General features: G+C 43.6%; 17 protein-coding genes. 12 read left to right on the top strand and 5 right to left on the bottom strand.

Annotated elements, in window-relative coordinates; genetic code table 11:
- Positions 1-144 precede the first annotated feature (144 nt).
- Together HUJ22_RS06200 and HUJ22_RS06195 are read right to left on the bottom strand one after the other, a co-directional pair.
- The gene (locus tag HUJ22_RS06200) at positions 145-1,329 is read right to left on the bottom strand and encodes a hypothetical protein (protein WP_290875312.1); all 1,185 of its coding nucleotides are present in this window, start codon (positions 1,327-1,329) and stop codon (positions 145-147) included.
- 59 nt (positions 1,330-1,388) lie between these two features.
- Positions 1,389-2,168, bottom strand: coding sequence for a tryptophan 2,3-dioxygenase family protein (locus tag HUJ22_RS06195; RefSeq protein ID WP_290875310.1), 780 nt, complete (start codon positions 2,166-2,168; stop codon positions 1,389-1,391).
- Positions 2,169-2,277: 109 nt separating this feature from the next.
- Here HUJ22_RS06195 and HUJ22_RS06190 point away from each other — a divergent pair, with 109 nt between their 5' ends.
- Complete coding sequence (locus tag HUJ22_RS06190) at positions 2,278-3,135, top strand: hypothetical protein (RefSeq protein WP_290875308.1); 858 nt, start codon at positions 2,278-2,280, stop codon at positions 3,133-3,135.
- On the opposite strand, the gene nagB is transcribed toward HUJ22_RS06190, so the two are convergent.
- A complete protein-coding gene (gene nagB / locus HUJ22_RS06185) occupies positions 3,132-5,048 on the bottom strand; it encodes a glucosamine-6-phosphate deaminase (RefSeq protein WP_290875306.1) in 1,917 nt (638 codons plus the stop codon). The two genes, HUJ22_RS06190 and nagB, sit on opposite strands and share 4 nt — an antisense overlap.
- A 105-nt stretch (positions 5,049-5,153) precedes the next feature.
- Here nagB and HUJ22_RS06180 point away from each other — a divergent pair, with 105 nt between their 5' ends.
- The 5 genes from HUJ22_RS06180 (at position 5,154) to HUJ22_RS06160 (ending at position 9,571) form a co-directional block, all read left to right on the top strand.
- Positions 5,154-5,915: a TatD family hydrolase gene (locus tag HUJ22_RS06180; protein WP_290875304.1), complete on the top strand. Its 762-nt coding sequence runs from the start codon at positions 5,154-5,156 to the stop codon at positions 5,913-5,915.
- A gap of 360 nt (positions 5,916-6,275) precedes the next feature.
- Complete coding sequence (locus HUJ22_RS06175) at positions 6,276-6,470, top strand: hypothetical protein (protein WP_290875302.1); 195 nt, start codon at positions 6,276-6,278, stop codon at positions 6,468-6,470.
- A gap of 88 nt (positions 6,471-6,558) precedes the next feature.
- Entirely contained in the window at positions 6,559-6,840 is a 282-nt protein-coding gene (locus tag HUJ22_RS06170) for a hypothetical protein (protein ID WP_290875300.1), read from the top strand.
- A 377-nt stretch (positions 6,841-7,217) separates the two neighbouring features.
- Positions 7,218-8,969, top strand: coding sequence for an amidohydrolase family protein (locus HUJ22_RS06165; RefSeq protein ID WP_290875298.1), 1,752 nt, complete (start codon positions 7,218-7,220; stop codon positions 8,967-8,969).
- Positions 8,970-9,124: 155 nt separating this feature from the next.
- Positions 9,125-9,571: a hypothetical protein gene (locus tag HUJ22_RS06160; protein ID WP_290875295.1), complete on the top strand. Its 447-nt coding sequence runs from the start codon at positions 9,125-9,127 to the stop codon at positions 9,569-9,571.
- A 110-nt stretch (positions 9,572-9,681) separates the two neighbouring features.
- Here HUJ22_RS06160 and HUJ22_RS06155 read toward each other — a convergent pair whose 3' ends face one another.
- The gene (locus tag HUJ22_RS06155; protein ID WP_290875294.1) at positions 9,682-10,149 is read right to left on the bottom strand and encodes an aminoacyl-tRNA deacylase; all 468 of its coding nucleotides are present in this window, start codon (positions 10,147-10,149) and stop codon (positions 9,682-9,684) included.
- Positions 10,150-10,335: 186 nt separating this feature from the next.
- Here HUJ22_RS06155 and HUJ22_RS06150 point away from each other — a divergent pair, with 186 nt between their 5' ends.
- Complete coding sequence (locus HUJ22_RS06150) at positions 10,336-11,181, top strand: maleylpyruvate isomerase N-terminal domain-containing protein (protein WP_290875292.1); 846 nt, start codon at positions 10,336-10,338, stop codon at positions 11,179-11,181.
- A 16-nt stretch (positions 11,182-11,197) separates the two neighbouring features.
- A complete protein-coding gene (locus tag HUJ22_RS06145; RefSeq protein ID WP_290875290.1) occupies positions 11,198-11,698 on the top strand; it encodes an arsinothricin resistance N-acetyltransferase ArsN1 family B in 501 nt (166 codons plus the stop codon).
- 23 nt (positions 11,699-11,721) lie between these two features.
- Here the strand turns inward: HUJ22_RS06145 and HUJ22_RS06140 are convergent, their stop codons facing one another.
- On the bottom strand, positions 11,722-12,807 hold the full coding sequence (locus tag HUJ22_RS06140) for a 4-phosphoerythronate dehydrogenase (protein WP_290875288.1): 1,086 nt from the start codon (positions 12,805-12,807) through the stop codon (positions 11,722-11,724).
- Between the two features lie 78 nt (positions 12,808-12,885).
- Here HUJ22_RS06140 and HUJ22_RS06135 point away from each other — a divergent pair, with 78 nt between their 5' ends.
- The 4 genes from HUJ22_RS06135 to HUJ22_RS06120 all read left to right on the top strand — a co-directional run bounded on the left by HUJ22_RS06135 (position 12,886) and on the right by HUJ22_RS06120 (position 16,412).
- Positions 12,886-14,229: a thymidine phosphorylase gene (locus HUJ22_RS06135; RefSeq protein WP_290875286.1), complete on the top strand. Its 1,344-nt coding sequence runs from the start codon at positions 12,886-12,888 to the stop codon at positions 14,227-14,229.
- A 75-nt stretch (positions 14,230-14,304) separates the two neighbouring features.
- Positions 14,305-15,057: a PspA/IM30 family protein gene (locus tag HUJ22_RS06130; RefSeq protein WP_290875284.1), complete on the top strand. Its 753-nt coding sequence runs from the start codon at positions 14,305-14,307 to the stop codon at positions 15,055-15,057.
- A gap of 9 nt (positions 15,058-15,066) precedes the next feature.
- Positions 15,067-15,531 (top strand): hypothetical protein, encoded by a 465-nt coding sequence (locus HUJ22_RS06125; RefSeq protein WP_290875282.1) that lies wholly within the window; start codon positions 15,067-15,069, stop codon positions 15,529-15,531.
- Positions 15,528-16,412, top strand: a complete 885-nt coding sequence (locus tag HUJ22_RS06120) for a hypothetical protein (RefSeq protein ID WP_290875280.1) — start codon at positions 15,528-15,530, stop codon at positions 16,410-16,412. The genes HUJ22_RS06125 and HUJ22_RS06120 overlap by 4 nt, the downstream gene beginning before the upstream one ends.
- Position 16,413 lies beyond the last annotated feature (1 nt).

Below are 16,413 nucleotides of genomic sequence, written 5' to 3'. Positions count from 1 at the left end.
AACCCTCTGGGATTTTATCAGGTCAATAATGTTTGATCTCGGAACTCCAGTCCCGGCAGGGGCGGTAGAGTGTAGCCCCGGATTTTAATCCGGGGTATATGTTAGATAAGTATCAAAATCCCGCAGGGATGGCACAAATATTCTTCAAATTCCGCCAACCACCTTCTCCAATGCATTCATAGCTTGTTCTATTTGGGAGGTGGTGATATAGGGAGCCGGGCCGAATCGAAGGATCTCCCCACGGGCATCGGTGAACACTCCATCTTCCATTAGTTGTGCACGAATGTCGCGGGCGTGGGGTGATGTCAGAGACAAAAACCCTCCATTTCTTTCCAGCGGTTCTTTATGGGTGAGCCGGATTACCGATGCATCAAAATTCCTGGAGAGAAATTGTTTTCTTAATAAATCCACCTGGACTTTGTATTGACTCCTCAAAACCTCGGGTGTCAACCCTTGCTCCCGGAAAAATTCCACCACCTTTGCTGCCCGGAATTGAGAGGAGGGATCATAGGTGCCGCTGGCAAAACGCTGGTTGTCGTGGTCATATTCGACGGGATCGTCAGTACGGGGTTTATCGAGCGTGCTGAAGGAAGCAAACCATCCGGTGATGGCTGGGCGGTATTCACAATCTTTAGGGAAACGCAGAAAACAATTCGCTTCACCCCACTGCAAATATTTATAGCCCCCGATCAGAATAAAACAATCTTCCAATCCGGCATCCCGAATGGAAAGAGGAACAACGTTAGTTCCATGGTAGTCATCAATTAAAACCGGGATTCCTTGTTTTCGGGCCGCAGCTGCAATTTCGGTGAGATGGGTATTGATCAAAGAAGTTTCAAAGTAAACCCGGGACAGCATTACGGCAGAAGTTCGGTCATCCATTTCACTGATTATACGCTCAGCAAAGGTGTTATCTGGATTGACAGGAACCTGAATGAATTCCAGGCCTTCTTCTTCCAGGCGGTGCAGTTGCCTAAAAAGGGAATGGAATTCGCCATCGGTGGAAATGATTTTAGGCTTATTCTTCAGGTCGAGACTACTCATCCAACTTACAAACAGAATATGCGTGCTTTCCTCGCGGCAATAGAATCCGTCCGGATCATCATAAAAATCCCGGAGATAATTGCGTAAGATATCCGTCTTTTCGAATGCAGCTTCCCATTTATTGTCTACATCACGGGCGCATACATCGAAGTACTCTATTTGGCCTTCACGGGCTACATCGGGCCAGGCCTGGTGGGAATGTCCGGTGAAGAGAAGCCGTTCGGAAACCCGAAAACGGGAATAGTGAGGGGCAAGTTTGTTTGCTAAAAAATCAATGTCTGACATCAAGAGCCTTATGAGTTGGTTTGGTTACAGTAACTGAATAACAAGCTAATTTGTTCATTTTAAAATTTAGATCGAATAGCCCAAAGATCCGGGAAAATAGGGTTGTTCAGAGTTTTGTGCAGATATTTTGCTCCATCCGAGCCCCCTGTACCTTTTTTAGTGCCAATAGTGCGCTCCACCATTTTTACATGCCGGTATCGCCATTCCTGAAGTCCTTCGTCATAATCCACAAAAAGCTCGGCTATCAGGGCCGCTTCAGGATCATTTTTCATGGCACTTACCAACATTTCCTGAATTTCTTCTGAGGGATTGTGAATGAGTCCCTTTTCATTTTCCCGTTTGGGGTGAACCTCGTAACCGCGTGTTCTCAGGTATGAACAAAAGCTTTCCCACAGTGTGGATTCTTCCATTCGGAATTCTAATATCTTAAGGTGTTCGGGCTGATCTTTGTGAGCTTCTTTCATGAGGGGAAACCGAAGTCCGCACACAATTTCCATTTCGCGGAACTGCAGGGATTGAAACCCGCTGGATTGACCAAGAAATTCTCTAAAGCTGTTGAATTCGAGCGGAGTCATGGTTTCAAGGATATCAATTTGAGAAACCATGGTTTTAAGGATAGTCAGAATTCTCCGCATGGTTTTGAGAGAACCCCAGGTTTTCCCGGCTTCAAGGTCTTTCCGTAATTTCCCAAACTCATGCAGAATCTGTTTGAACCAAAGTTCATAGGTTTGATGAATGATGATAAACAGTACTTCATCGTGTTCAGGCGGATCTGATTTAAGCTGTTGCAGATTCGTCAGCTCATCAATTTTTAGATAGTTGGTGTAAGTCAGGCTCATGATCAATCAATGTTTGATTCGCTTGGATAATACTTAGATCGACATTGTTTTGCTATGTCTTGTTTTTATCACAGTTACCAAGTTCAGAATTTTTCTTTACTATTGGCTTATGAATATTTTAATAGCAGATAGCGGAGCTTCGAAAACCGATTGGGTTTTATTGAGTGAAGAACGCCCTCAATTCATTCAGACCGAAGGGCTTAATCCGCATCTGGTTACGGCTGTTGAATTTATGAATGTATTGACTAAAGAACTGAAGCCCAATTTATTGGGGAAAGCCGTTTCTAAAATTTATTTCTATGGATCCGGGTGCGGTTTGCCCCAAAAGAAAAAAGAAGTAGCCGCTTATTTGAGTGAGATTTTTGAATTTACCGAGGTGGAGGTAAATACCGACTTGGATGGGGCCGGTCTGGCTTTATTTGGGCAAAAAGAAGGGATTGTCTGTATCATGGGAACCGGATCCGGTGCGGGGTTTTACAGCAATGGGGAAGTTGTGAGACAAATGCCATCTGTAGGGTATCCCGATGGAGATGAAGGCAGTGGAAGTGATATCGGTAAAAGGATACTGCAGCTGTATCTGTCCGGTAAAATTCATAAGGATTTGAAAGTATATCTGGATCAGAAAATAGAAACGGACACAGATAAACTTAACCTGATGTTCAAAAAGACAAAAGAAGGCAAACTGTTTGCCGCTGATGTATGTAAAATAATGGGGGTTAAATCACACTATCCACAGATGCAGCAAATTTTATACTCCGGGTTTGAGGCTTTTTTTGAGAAGGTAATTGAAACTTTTCCGGATGAAATCAAAAAAAATGAATTGGGTTTTGTAGGCTCCATCGCTTCTGTTTATGAAGCCGAACTTCGTGCTTGTGCCAGGCAAATGGGTCTCGAAGTGAAATCGGTGGTTCGAAGCCCCATTGAACATATCGCCCTTTACTTTACTTCTCAAGGTAATTCAGGTTAAGGTATATACCGGACAAAAGCTTCTATCGCTTCGTATTCGGCCAATCCAAGCTGGTCGTAAAGCCGGGCCGTACGTTGATTGCGTTCTTCCGCCCGCTGCCAAAATTCTCTTTTGTCGGTCCCCGGGAAAAGAGGGCGGTCTTTTTGGGACTGATGTTTGAAGATGGCACTTCGCTTGCGGTTTTTTTCTTCAGGACTTAAAGGTACCGCCATCTCAATTTCGTCTATATCCCATTCCTGCCAAGCCCCGCGGTATAACCAGGTCCAGCAGTCTTGCATCCACGATTCACCCTTAAGTTCATCCAGCGCTTCAAAAATGGCATTGAGGCAGACCCGGTGGGTGCCGTGGGGATCAGAAAGATCTCCGGCAGCATAAATCTGATGCGGTTTTATTTCTTCTATCAGGTTTTTAACAATTTGGATATCCTCTTTGCCGATCGGTTTTTTGCGGATTTTACCGGTTTCGTAAAAAGGTAAATCCAGGAAATGGATATGCTCATCCGGAATGCCCACATACCTGCACGCAGCCTTGGCTTCACCCCGCCGGATTAAACTCTTAATGGTTTTTATTTTTTCTGAATCAATTTCACCGGGCGTTTTTTGACTTATAAAAGCCCGGGCTTCTTCAAATAAATCCATCACATTTTGATCTTTCAGGCCAAATGCTTCATTGTAATCTGTGACAAAGTCGGCAAACCTTAAGGCTTCTTCATCAAAAACGGCAATGTTGCCCGATGTTTGATAGGCTACATGTACTTCATGCCCCTGATCGGCCAGACGGATAAAGGTGCCGCCCATGGAGATGACATCGTCATCAGGGTGAGGGCTGAAGATGAGCACTCTTTTGGGGTAGGGCTCTTTACGTTCCGGGCGGGTGGTATCATCAGCATTGGGTTTACCGCCCGGCCATCCGGTGATGGTGTGCTGAATCTCATTAAATACGCGGATATTAATGGTATAGGCACTGCCAAAATCAATCAGGATGTCGTTCATTCCATGCTCGCTGTAATCCTGATCGGTTAGCTTCAGGATAGGCTTTTCCAACTTTAAACTCAGCCAGACGACCGCTTTCCTGATGAGCTCATCCGTCCATTTGATGGGCCCGATCAGCCAGGGGGTTTTAACACGGGTAAGTTCTGCAGATGCTCCATTATCAAGGATGACTTCTGCGTTGTTGTGATTTTGCAAATAAGTAGCCGGCACCTGTCCGGTGATATCACCCTCCACCGTTTCCTTAATAATAGGGGCTTTCCCCTCTCCCCACGCCATAAGCAGCAACCGTTCAGCATTCAGAATGGTGCCGACACCCATGGTAATGGCACGGCGAGGGACATTCTCTGTGCCGTAAAACCCGCTGGCGGCATCCAGGATGGTGAGACTGTCGAGTGCAATAAGACGGGTTTTGGAATTCACTGAAGACCCGGGCTCGTTAAATCCGATATGTCCCGTCCGGCCGATGCCCAGAATTTGGATGTCGAGTCCACCGAATTTGTCAATTTTCCGCTCATATTCTTTGCAAAAAGGAATGACTTCCTCCCGGCTCAGCGTGCCATCGGGGATGTGTATATTTTCCCGGGGAATGTTGATATGGTTAAATAAATACTCATCCATATATCGCACGTAACTTTGCAGGGAATCCGGCTCCATCGGGTAATATTCGTCCAGATTAAAAGTAATTACCTTACTGAAATCCAGGCCTTCTTCTCTATGGAGCCTCACCAGCTCATCATATACGTTGGTTGGGGTAGAACCGGTTGCGAGTCCAAGTACGGTGTGTGTATCTTCGGCGTTGTTCGCCCGGATAGTTTCGGCTATTTCACGGGCTACATACAAGGAAGCTTCAGCGGCATCACTAAAAATACTGGTAGGGATTTTTTCAAACTGATGATATTCCGCGGTAATAATGGAAGACATAAAGGAGTTTTCTCAATTAATTTGATGGAAATTGACTGTACCTTACACTCATGCGATCATGAAGATACAACCTGTAAGAATCTACATAAAATTTGAAAATAACCTATGATTGATACGCATTCTCATATTTACCTTGACCAATTTAATGAAGATCGGGACGAAGTGTTCCGGCGAGCCGTGGAAGCCGGGGTGGAAGCCATCTTTATGCCGGCCATCGACTTTGGTTCCATCGCGCAAATGGAAAAGTTGAGTCACCCTGAAATCGCCTTCTACAAAATGGCAGGTATTCATCCCTGCGATGTAAAAGAAGAACTCCCAAGCAGTTACGAAGACAAGCTGCTGAAATATTGCACCAAAGATGATTTCTACGGAGTGGGAGAGACCGGCTTGGATTATTATTGGAGCACCGACCTGGTGAAGCAGCAAAAAGAAAGCTTTAATATTCACTGCAAGGTAGCCAAGCAAGTGCAAAAACCGGTCATCATTCATAACCGGGAGAGTACGGAGGATATGCTGGAAATCATTGAGCAGGAACAGGATGGAAACCTGGCCGGGATCTGGCACTGCTTCAACGGAACGGTGGAGGAGGGAAAACGCGCCATTGATTTGGGATTACATCTGGGCATTGGAGGTGTGGTAACCTTCAAAAACGCAGGGGTTGATAAGACGGTGGGTCAACTTCCCTTAGAAAAAATGATGCTGGAAACCGATGCGCCCTATCTTTCCCCAACGCCCAAGCGTGGCAAACGAAATGAACCTGCCTTCATGAAATTTACGGCAGAGAAACTGGCGGATATTTTTGGGATGAGTTTGGTGGAAGTGGATGAGAAAACTACTGAGACGGCGAGAGAGTTGTTCGGAATCTAAAATTCTATAAAGATTTATTAGACTGATTTATTTGTCCCGACCACCGTCGGGATATTGAACTTGTTTTCGCTAAATTCAAGTCTATTAGTATTTTATGTGCGACTAAATGCTGAATTATATACATTCAGGCTAAGCGAAATGTTCGTCATACGTTATACAGCATAGAAATCAGATATGAAAACTTGGATTCCAATTATTGGTGCAGTGATCACTTCTGTGGTGGTCAATCTTGTGGGTGTTCTGATATTTTTCCAGCCTATAGCACAAGCAGACAATGATACAATATCAGTGCATCCGGCAATAGGGTTGTTAGTTTACGTTATACTAGGAGTATGGCTTTTTGTGTGGACAACGAAACACATGAAAAGTGTCTACAAAGCCGCCGCAGTTGTTGGGCTCTCTCAGTTTATCCTAGTGATAGACCTCATGATGAGAGGTGAGCGTGGTCCACTTACTGCATTAGCCGGAGGTGTTTTGCTGGCTGTCACTTGGGCGAGCATCGCATTTATATATAGAAAGTTACTTGATCGTATAAGTGACACCGATGCATTATAATCTCGTTCCCAACCTCCCGGTTGGGAACGCCACTCAGAACCTCCCTGTCCGCATGAAAAAAAGTTGCGCTAAATCGTTAAAACAAAACATGTACACCAAATTTCTAAAACTTTCAATACCCGGGATCCTGGCCATCGGTCTTTCCTGCGCTCACACGAAACCCCAATCTTTCCAATGTTCTGATCATGACTGGCAATCCGTTGAGGATCTTGTGTTTCCCTATTTGGATCCTGACATGCAGACTGCCATGGTAATGCAGGCCCAAAGCTCTGAATATGAGATTCATGCAGCGGCTGATTTTGCCCTCACTTTTGAGGATTCTTATCCCGACTCTGTGGTGGGGTTGTTGAAGAAAATAGAAAGGTGTTAAAGGGACTCGGGCGGACAGCTATTTAGATCCTTTCCTTTTTTTATACTCATCATTCTATCTCGTCACCAATGGTGACAGAGGTTCTTCACCAATGGTGACGGGCGGTATTCATCACTATTTTTTTTGTTTGCTCTCTTAATCTCCTCGTTCCGATGCTTAACGTTGGAATGCACCATCGAAATTGAGCATCATACTATTCAGCCGGGCATATGATCGGGACTGCGGAGCTTTGAGATTGCTTTTTAAAATTTTTTAGTCGTTTTTTAAAGCATAATACCTTGGCAAGTCTATCCCAAATAACTTGATGAGGCTAAGCACGGGGTTTTTATTGTGCATTAAAAACATACCAACCATTATAAATATTGAAGGGGTCTGCTATGAAACAGTACCTGTCAGTTCTTTGCCTGAGTGTTATTTTAATTTTTCCCACCCGGGCGCAGCAAGTTGATGCACCAACGATTGCAATAACCAATATTACAGTTATTGATGGTACCGGTTCGGCACAGCAGCCAAACATGACACTGGTAATCAAAAATGAAATCATTTCCGACCTGTTTCCCACCGGTCAGAAAACGCTACCTGGAGAATCAAAAATATTGGATATGTCCGGACATTTCGTTTTGCCGGGATTGATCGACGCTCATGTTCATTTAACTAAAAACCCTGATCCTGAAAAGAGATTGAAAGCATTATTAGCTTCGGGTACAACTACTGTTCGGGATATGGGAGGGGATGCCCGGACCTTATCGGTACTTGCGCGGGATGCAAAGTTGGGGACTATTCAAACTCCCAATATCTACTATTCAGCTGTTTTATTTGGCGCGTCATTTTTACAAGACCCCAGAACCCGCTTTGCGGCCAGAGGCTTAAAACCGGGAGAAGCACCCTGGATGCGAGTAGTGACCGGCCATACCGATCTGCCCCAGATTATCGCGGAAGCTAAAGGTACCGGAGCAACAGGAATAAAGCTCTACTCAGCCATTGAACCCGGATTGTTGAAACAAATCACTAATGAAGCTCACCGGCAAGGATTAAAAGTATGGAGCCATGCCACTATTTTTCCCAGTAAGCCAAGCGATGCTGTCTCGGCAGGGGCAGATGTGCTTTCCCATAGCGGCGGACTTTATCCGGAAGCATTTTCAGGTTTACCTTCGGGGTTTAATGAGGCCATAACAGAATGGATGCCAAAGCAAGATTTTTCCACTGATCCCGGAGATGCTCCTTATGATTCTCTCTATCATTTAATGGCCAATAACGGAACCATCCTGGAACCTACATTTTCTGCAGGGGAAAGCCCACGGGTGGATACCGGCCAGGCAGGCCAATCCCAACATTTAGCTGAAGCTGCCCGTAACATCGATATGTCTGCCCGAAGAGCCTGGACCATTGGTGCTACCCGGGAGGCTTACGAAGCGGGAGTAACCATTGCTGCCGGCACTGATTCCGATGGAAGTGTCCCTGTTCAGTCGGAAATCGAAACTCTTGTAGAACATGGGGTTTCTCCCCTTGATGCTATAAAGGCAGCCACATTAAACAACGCAAGAGCGATTGGAATCGAAGAAACACACGGTTCCCTTGAAGTGGGTAAGCGAGCTGATTTTGTGTTGCTTTCAGGTGATCCTCTGCAGGATATAAATTTTCTTCGCAATATAATCTTGGTAGCAAAAGATGGAGTCCTGTATCCACAGAATGCATCTGTTTCAAATGAAGTTGGACAGGATTCGGGCAATGAACGTGAAGTGGACAAGAAAGAGCTTCTCCGGCTAAATGAGGAACTCGCCCGTTCACAAATCGTTGATCGGGATTCTGCTTTTATTGAGCAAGTTGCACTGGATGATTTCAGGGTTCTTGCACCGGGCGGGCTGATCGAGAACAAATCTCAGGTTATTGCCGGCCTTTCTGCATGGGACGCAACTGATGTGCAATTAACGGGGACAGAAGTACTGTTTTATGGCGACATTGCTTTGGTAATGGGCCGAATGGACATAGATGGTATAATGAAGCCGGTTGGCCGTTGGGGGCCACTTAAATATATGAGTACGTGGGTCCGAGAAGGGGAAGAGTGGAGGTTGCTTTTAAGGTCTTTGACTCCGTGCAAAGAAATCCTGCTGAAAATGGGCCGTTGTTAGATTTATACGGCTCAAAATTATTTTGCATCAAAAAACGATCATCTCTATCCGATCAGCAACGTGACAGGTTGTATGCAGCCGTATTATAAATTATTTCTAATTCCATGGGTTCCCATAGTTGAATATTATTGGTCAAATAAAAATACGGCAGGCTTATGGGACAGCAACAATTATTTCTGGTGATATTACTTATGGTTTTGGTGGGGATTGCAACGGTGCTCGCCATTTCAGTATTTGGCACCCAATCAAATTCAATGAATCATGATGTGGTACGTCAGGATTTGGTCACTATATCCGCCTTTGTGCAAAGTTACGTTCATAAACCACTGATATTAGGTGGCGGAGGGGGCAGTTTTGAAGGGCTCGATTTTTCCAAAATTGACTTCCCGGCTGATGAGGTCAGTGATGATGGGATGCATGCCAGAAATGCCAATGGGGTATATCATATTCATAGCATTAGCACCACAGAAGTAGGTTTGTGGGGTGAACCCATGATGGAAGTCAGCGGTCCTGTAGACATCACTTCCTTAGTCTCTGATTCCGATTATTTTGATCTTATTGTAACTAAAGATGATATAATCTGGAATAATACTCCGGACTGAAAAAATGCTTTTTTCGTTTCGAAAAGAGTAATAGCGACTTCTTAACCCAAAACTGATTACTCATTCCATGCCGGCTAACTGTGTTTATGTTGGTAAAATTGATTACCGGCTTAAGCCCGTACACCTACAGGTAAAATTTTAGGCTGTACCAATTCTGCAAAATCGCTGTAATTCATTTGTACCAACTCTTTATGCGTTCCGGCATTAAAGGCAATTTCTTCGTCTTCGGTCAATGATTCAGCTACCAGTGTTTCCATGTCGTAGAAGTTCCCAAAGGGAGGCATGGCGCCTAATTCGCATTCCGGAAACAATTCCTCAAACTCCTGTTCGGTAGCCAATTCAGCTTCATCTGCATTCAGTGCTTCTTTGATTGCTTCGAAGTCAACATTGTGGGTGGAAGGGAGCACCACCATTTTCATCTCTCCGTCCACTTTTACGATCACGGTTTTGGCCATGTCTTTTCCCGGTATGTGAGCAGAAGCCGCTACTTCCTGTGCCGTAAATGCCGTGGAATGTTTTATAACTACGTACTTTTTGTTGTGTTCTTCTAAGTAGTCTATCAATCTGCTTAATGGCATACGAACCTCCTGAAATTATTTTACGGTGATATAATAATAGTAACTGAAAACAAGAGGCAACCATTCAAATTTTAACTAAACTAATTGTGGAAGCAGATATTAACAAGAGTATTAAGTCATGACCATAAAGGCACAAATTGATTAAATTAGGATGTCGAATCTTTAATCAATTAAATTTGAAACCAAATGCAACCATTAAAACTGATAAACACCATTCCCATATTTGAAGAAGTACAGCAGGAGCTCATTAAACTTCTTGCTTCTTTAACCAAAAAAGAGTGGAACAGTCCGACTATCAGCACCCAATGGAATGTAAAGGACGTTGCGGCACATTTGTTGGATGGGGATTTGAGGCGGTTGTCTATTCATAGAGATCATCATGAACTGCCGCCTCCTGAAGAGCCGATCCGAGATTATACCTCGCTTGTAAATTTTCTCAATGCCGTAAATAATGAATGGGTTCGGGCTGCAAAACGACTCAGTCCTAAGTTGATCATAGAGCTTACCGAATTTCTGACACCAAAAGTGATGGAACACCTCAAAAATCTTGATCCAAAGGGGAGAGCCAAATTCAGTGTGGACTGGGCGGGAGAGGAGCAATCCGAAAACTGGTTTGATATCGCCCGGGAATACACCGAAAAATGGCACCATCAACAGCAAATAAGGGAAGCGGTGGGCAGGCCGAATTTGGTCGAAAAAAAGTGGCTGGAACCGTTGATTGATACTTTAATCAGAGGAGTTCCTCCTGTTTATGATCGTCATGCAGGCAATATTTCCGGTGAAAGTGTGCTCATTCATGTTACAGAAGTAATTGACGATACTTGGCTTTTAGTTAATCAAGGAAGTGAATGGAAGCTTTATAAGGCTGAAGCCGATGATGCAGCCGGGACTGAGGTATCCATGGATGACGACACAGCCTGGCGCATATTCACCAAAAATATATCGGAAAGTGAAGCTTTGAACCGAATAACGGTTAAGGGTAATGAGGACTTAGGAGCGTTGATTACGAAGACGGTTTCATTTATGAAGTAAAATCTTAAAAAAAGATATGACAGGTAAGGTGACTATCCGAAGTGCGACAATTGAAGACAGCAAGATGCTAACTCGTATTTATAACTACTATGTTTTAAATACAACGGTAACGTTTGAGGAAGAAAAAATAAAACCGGAAGAAATGACGGATCGAATACAAGAAGTAAAGAACGCCGGGCTTCCATGGTTAGTAGCTGAAACGGGCAGCCGGATTTTGGGATATGCTTATGCAACAAAGTGGAAAGGCCGTTGTGCATACCGATTTTCAGTTGAGAGTACTGTGTATGTTGATCCCGATAAAAAGGGACGTGGCGTGGGATCCGGGTTATATGCTGAGTTATTCCGTATTCTCAAAGAAAACGGCATTCATGCTGTAATTGGAGGGATTGCATTGCCTAATGAAGCCAGTATAGCCCTGCATGAGAAATTTGAGATGACTAAAGTGGCACATTTCACGGAGGTGGGATACAAGTTTGATAAATGGATTGATGTGGGTTACTGGCAGCGTATTTTATAGCGTCTAATGTAGAATAAATAGATTTATATTGGATGCACCCCTAGTTTTCTCAGTTCCGGAAATTTATCTGTCAGTTCCTTTCGGATCCTGAGATATTCATATTCAAATCTATAAGGCCATTCATTTCGCAGGTTTCGGAAAAGAACTTTCTTGTCGGGGCGTTCAAATAAATCCCTCAATGCGGCATCGTATTCTTTTATAGGGTGAAGCCGGTTGAGTACTTTGCTGAGATCATATTTAATATGTGCAAAATCAATGGTTCTGGATACATTTTTATATTTGGGAATAGCGGGTTCAAGATCAAAGAAAGCAGCTAATTCATCACAGATTATTTTGGTAGCATTTATTTTGGATTGTTCCGAATAGCCAGCAATATGTGGTGTGGCAATAAAAGCATGATTGGCTACTTTTGTATTGAAGTCCGGTTCTGCTTCCCATACATCGAGTACGTAGTCTGCTACAAAACCTTTTGTATAAAACTTCATTAATGCCAGTTCATCAATCACCCCGCCCCGGGCTGCGTTAATAATCAATTTGAAATGACGTCCCTCCAATTTCTGCTCATTCAGCCAGTGAAAAGTCGGATGTTCGCCTTTTTTGTTTAGGGGAACATGAAAGGTCAGGATCTCACAATTCAATACTTCTTTCATGGAAGCTGAGGTAAAATCAGGATCGCGCTTCTCTCTTGGAGGGTCATATTGCACACATTCAATCCCAAAATTTTGAAGCAAGTTCACGACGGCTGATCCCGCCTTTCCAACACCAATTACCCCTACTTTACCAAAGGGTTTGGCGGGTTGACGATCTTCTTTCCAAAGTAAAAGTGCGGTCATTACATATTCAGCTACTGCCCGGGCATTACAACCGTTTGCATCTGCAAGGGTAATGCCGTGACTTTCGAAATATTCGTTATCGATATGATCGGTGCCCGAAGACCCTGTACCAATAAATTTAAGTTTGTCAGGCAGGTTTGGAACTGTTTCCGGGTTCAGGTGGGTAACGGTTCGGATCAAAAGCGCATCAGCTTGTTTTAGATCAGGCAGGCCGTCAGTGGGATTGTAAAGAGAGAGATGGACATGAGGAGGAACAAGCTCCTCAATTTTGTGCAAATTTTGGTCAGCTAAAATGTGTATCAAAAAGTATGATTTGAGTGAGAAAAAAAGCTGTTTAAAGCCTATACTTCATGTATGGACTCAAAATACAATATAGTTTCGATTATACGCAAAAAACGGGACGGACAAACCCTCCTGAAAGAAGAAATTAAATATCTCATTGATCAGTATACCGCTGATGAGATCCCGGACTACCAAGTGAGCGCTTTCTTGATGGCGTCATTTCTGAATGGACTAAATGATGATGAGTCAGCTGCTTTGACAGAATCGATGTTGCATTCAGGGGAAATTGTGGATCTTTCGCATGTTTCCGGGAAAAAAGTGGATAAACATTCTACGGGTGGCGTCGGAGATAAACTCTCGCTGATTTTAGCCCCGATAGTAGCCTCAGCAGGAGTTCCCGTTCCAATGATTTCAGGTCGCGGATTAGGGCATACCGGGGGCACACTGGATAAATTGGAATCCATACCCGGCTTCACCGTTGATATGGATTTGGCCCGCTACAAAGAAATTATCGGTAAGCACGATTTAGTGCTGGCCGGACAAACCAAAGAAATTGCCCCTGCTGATAAAAGATTATACGCCCTTCGTGATGTGACCGCTACGGTAGAGTCCATTCCATTGATTGCCGGCAGCATCATGAGTAAGAAGTTGGCTGAAGGCATTGATGCCCTTGTTCTGGATGTGAAAGCAGGTTCCGGCGCCTTTATGAAGAATACCAAAGATGCCATTAAGCTTGGAGAAGCATTAGTTGGGATTGGGACACAGTTTGACAAAGAAACCATTGCCTATGTAACTAATATGAATCAGCCGTTAGGTTTCAAAATTGGGAATTGGCTGGAAGTAGAAGAATGTATCGATGCGATGCACGGAAAAGGACCGAGTGATATTATGGAGATTACCCACTTGCTTGCCGGAACGATGATTTACCTGGGCGGTAAGGCCAAAGATATCTCCGGGGGAATTGAGATTAGCAGGCAGCAAATTGAAAATGGAGCGGCTTTTCAGAAATGGCTGGATATTGTAGAAGAACAGGGTGGCGATGTTGAGATGATTAAATTCCCCAAAAAATACACGCAAGCAGAGTATGAATTTGAAATCAAAGCCGCGAGGGACGGATATGTTTCTGCAATGGATTCGTTTGAAATCGGCATGGCTTCGGTTGAACTTGGAGCCGGCCGGAAAAAGAAGGAAGATAATGTTGACCCACAGGCCGGAATTGTACTTAAAAAGAAAATTGGAGATAAAATCTCAAAAGGTGAAACAATATTGACCGGTTATACGAACAAGCCATCAACAATAGAAGCTGCAAGCGATGTATTATTCGGGGCAGTGACTATTGCCGAGGCTAAACCCGAGGAGGTGCATTTGGTGAGTCATACGATTGACAAAAACGGCAGCAGGGCATTTGAGCTTTAACTGCTTGAAATACACTAATAATCGGTTAATTTAGTTCATAGTAATAACAGGGCATTAAAAATAAAGGAAAGTATTATGTTTCAACGATTTATCCGCGCTATAAAATCAATGTTCGGTGGCTTGATAAGCTCAATGGAAGACCCAAAACTCATTCTTGAGCAAAATATTCGGGAATTAAACGACCAAATTCCCCAGATGAATGAAAATATTGCTACGGTAAAAGCCAATTTACTGATGCTCCAAAAAGAGCTGAACCGTAATGAGAAATTGATTCAAGACCTTACCGCAAAAGTAAAGTCTGCTATTCAGGCCGACCGCGATGACATTGCCGAGGGATATGCGCTTCAATTAGAGAAAGCCAAAGAAAATCTTTCACACACCAAAGATCAGTTGGCATTTGCCGAAAAAGCATATGAAAAGGCACTGAAGGTGAAGAAAGTGTTCATGAAAGAAAAAGACCGTAAAATTCAGGAAGCCAAAGAAGCCCTTCGCGCAAGCGAACGCTCCGAATGGCAAGCTAAAATTGCAGATACGCTGGAGCAATTTGAGATTGGCGGAATAGATCAGACGCACGATGAGATGATTAATCGTCTGAACGAACGCTCCGCTAAAAACGAAGCCCGTATGGAAATTGCGCTTGACAGCATTGATACCGAAACCATGGAGATTGAAGCGAATGCAGAAAAAATCCGTGCGAAATCACTGGTTGAGCAGTTTAAAATGGAAATGGGTGAGAAGAGTGGTTCCATCAATATTGATGAGGAAAAACCGGCCAAAGAAAAAGACAGCTCCAAAACGGTAGGTAATAAAGAAAAAAGCAGCTCATAGGACAATGTCATGAGTACCAAAGGTGAACAAGATCGCGAACGTCTCAAAGAAGAATACAAAGAACATTATCGGCGTATTAAAGAGGCAAAGGAACGCCTGAAAAGGGCGGAGCAAAAAGGCAAGATTTCGAAAGCCGTTCAAAATATGAATACCGATAATTTGCTTGAAACCGTTGATGAATTTCTTGGTAAGGTTCGTGATAAAGTAACCCATGTTGAAGCTCGGCTGGATGTAGCTATGGACAGCTTAGAGGATGAGTCTTCAACTGCAGGGAGCAAAATCAAGAACGAAGAGCTGGACGAAGAACTGAAAAAGCAGAAAGCCAAGCAAACGCTGAAACAGGTAAAAGCTGAAATGGGCATGCTATATAATGAAATTGAAAAGCATGCAGACGAAATACGGACGGAAAAAACCATTGGTAATAAGAAACCCGGTTCGGAAGACACGGATAATTCATCAGAAGAAAAATCATGAGTGACGAATTAAACATCAACTATACCCGCGAAGCCTTCATGAATCCCATTAACCTGGGAGTATTGCTGGTTTCCACTCTAACGGCCTTTTTTATGACCGGATTGGGTGATTTCTCCAGTTTATTACTCACTGCAGTTTTTGGCTTGGAATTGATGTATTTGGGTATTGTACCTAAGCTTCCTCGTTTTCGGAAAAGGCTGGAGCTGAAGAAAATAAAAGAACGTCATGCGGCCAATAATGAAAAAGAACTGTTTCAGTCACTTGATAATAAATCACAAAAACGATTTCTGGTACTAAAGCACCTGGCCAAATTGGTCCAGGAAAATTTCGAAAAACTGCCATACAGCTCCCAGGGATTATTGGATAACATCGGTAAGAAAATCGATGAATTGTTGGGGAATTATCTCACACTGTTGGATCTGATTAAACGCTATGAAGTTTACCTGAATACCTCTCTGGAAAGTAACTTAAAAGAGGAGGTTATTCGCCAGATTGAAGAGATAAAAGAACTTGAGTCTGAGAAGTTGAAACGCACAAAAGCCCGCCGCGTGGCCATCATGCAAAAACGACTTAAAAAATTCAGCGTTGCCAAAGAAAAATATTTGGTTTGTGAAACGCATCTGGAAACCATAGAAGATGCCGTCAGGTATATCTACGAGCAATCTATGACCATGAGTAACCCCGAAGAGATCGGGTTCCAGTTGGATAATCTGCTTACCGAAGTTGAAGAAACTTCACAATTGATTGACGACTTAGATCAGGATATTTTACCGGAGTACACCACCGAGTGGGAAAACGATTTGGATTTCGATTCCATTTTAGATGAACTCTCGACCGAGGTGGAAACAGAAATTAAACCTGCTAAGAAAGTCAAAGAATAAT

This window comes from Gracilimonas sp. (genome assembly GCF_014762685.1).
In the GTDB taxonomy this organism is placed as follows: Bacteria; Bacteroidota; Rhodothermia; order Balneolales; family Balneolaceae; genus Gracilimonas.
This window is presented reverse-complemented; position numbering and strand designations above follow the sequence as displayed.

Bases quoted from the DNA above. Each gene is read 5' to 3' on its own strand.
- HUJ22_RS06125 (WP_290875282.1), top strand. From the start codon at position 15,067: ATGAGTACCAAAGGTGAACAAGATCGCGAACGTCTCAAAGAAGAATAC.
- HUJ22_RS06165 (WP_290875298.1), top strand. From the start codon at position 7,218: ATGAAACAGTACCTGTCAGTTCTTTGCCTGAGTGTTATTTTAATTTTT.
- HUJ22_RS06200 (WP_290875312.1), bottom strand. From the start codon at position 1,329: ATGTCAGACATTGATTTTTTAGCAAACAAACTTGCCCCTCACTATTCC.
- HUJ22_RS06175 (WP_290875302.1), top strand. From the start codon at position 6,276: ATGAAAAGTGTCTACAAAGCCGCCGCAGTTGTTGGGCTCTCTCAGTTT.
- HUJ22_RS06160 (WP_290875295.1), top strand. From the start codon at position 9,125: ATGGGACAGCAACAATTATTTCTGGTGATATTACTTATGGTTTTGGTG.
- HUJ22_RS06195 (WP_290875310.1), bottom strand. From the start codon at position 2,168: ATGAGCCTGACTTACACCAACTATCTAAAAATTGATGAGCTGACGAAT.
- HUJ22_RS06150 (WP_290875292.1), top strand. From the start codon at position 10,336: ATGCAACCATTAAAACTGATAAACACCATTCCCATATTTGAAGAAGTA.
- HUJ22_RS06135 (WP_290875286.1), top strand. From the start codon at position 12,886: ATGGACTCAAAATACAATATAGTTTCGATTATACGCAAAAAACGGGAC.
- HUJ22_RS06145 (WP_290875290.1), top strand. From the start codon at position 11,198: ATGACAGGTAAGGTGACTATCCGAAGTGCGACAATTGAAGACAGCAAG.
- HUJ22_RS06130 (WP_290875284.1), top strand. From the start codon at position 14,305: ATGTTTCAACGATTTATCCGCGCTATAAAATCAATGTTCGGTGGCTTG.
- HUJ22_RS06155 (WP_290875294.1), bottom strand. From the start codon at position 10,149: ATGCCATTAAGCAGATTGATAGACTACTTAGAAGAACACAACAAAAAG.
- nagB (WP_290875306.1), bottom strand. From the start codon at position 5,048: ATGTCTTCCATTATTACCGCGGAATATCATCAGTTTGAAAAAATCCCT.
- HUJ22_RS06190 (WP_290875308.1), top strand. From the start codon at position 2,278: ATGAATATTTTAATAGCAGATAGCGGAGCTTCGAAAACCGATTGGGTT.
- HUJ22_RS06120 (WP_290875280.1), top strand. From the start codon at position 15,528: ATGAGTGACGAATTAAACATCAACTATACCCGCGAAGCCTTCATGAAT.
- HUJ22_RS06180 (WP_290875304.1), top strand. From the start codon at position 5,154: ATGATTGATACGCATTCTCATATTTACCTTGACCAATTTAATGAAGAT.
- HUJ22_RS06170 (WP_290875300.1), top strand. From the start codon at position 6,559: ATGTACACCAAATTTCTAAAACTTTCAATACCCGGGATCCTGGCCATC.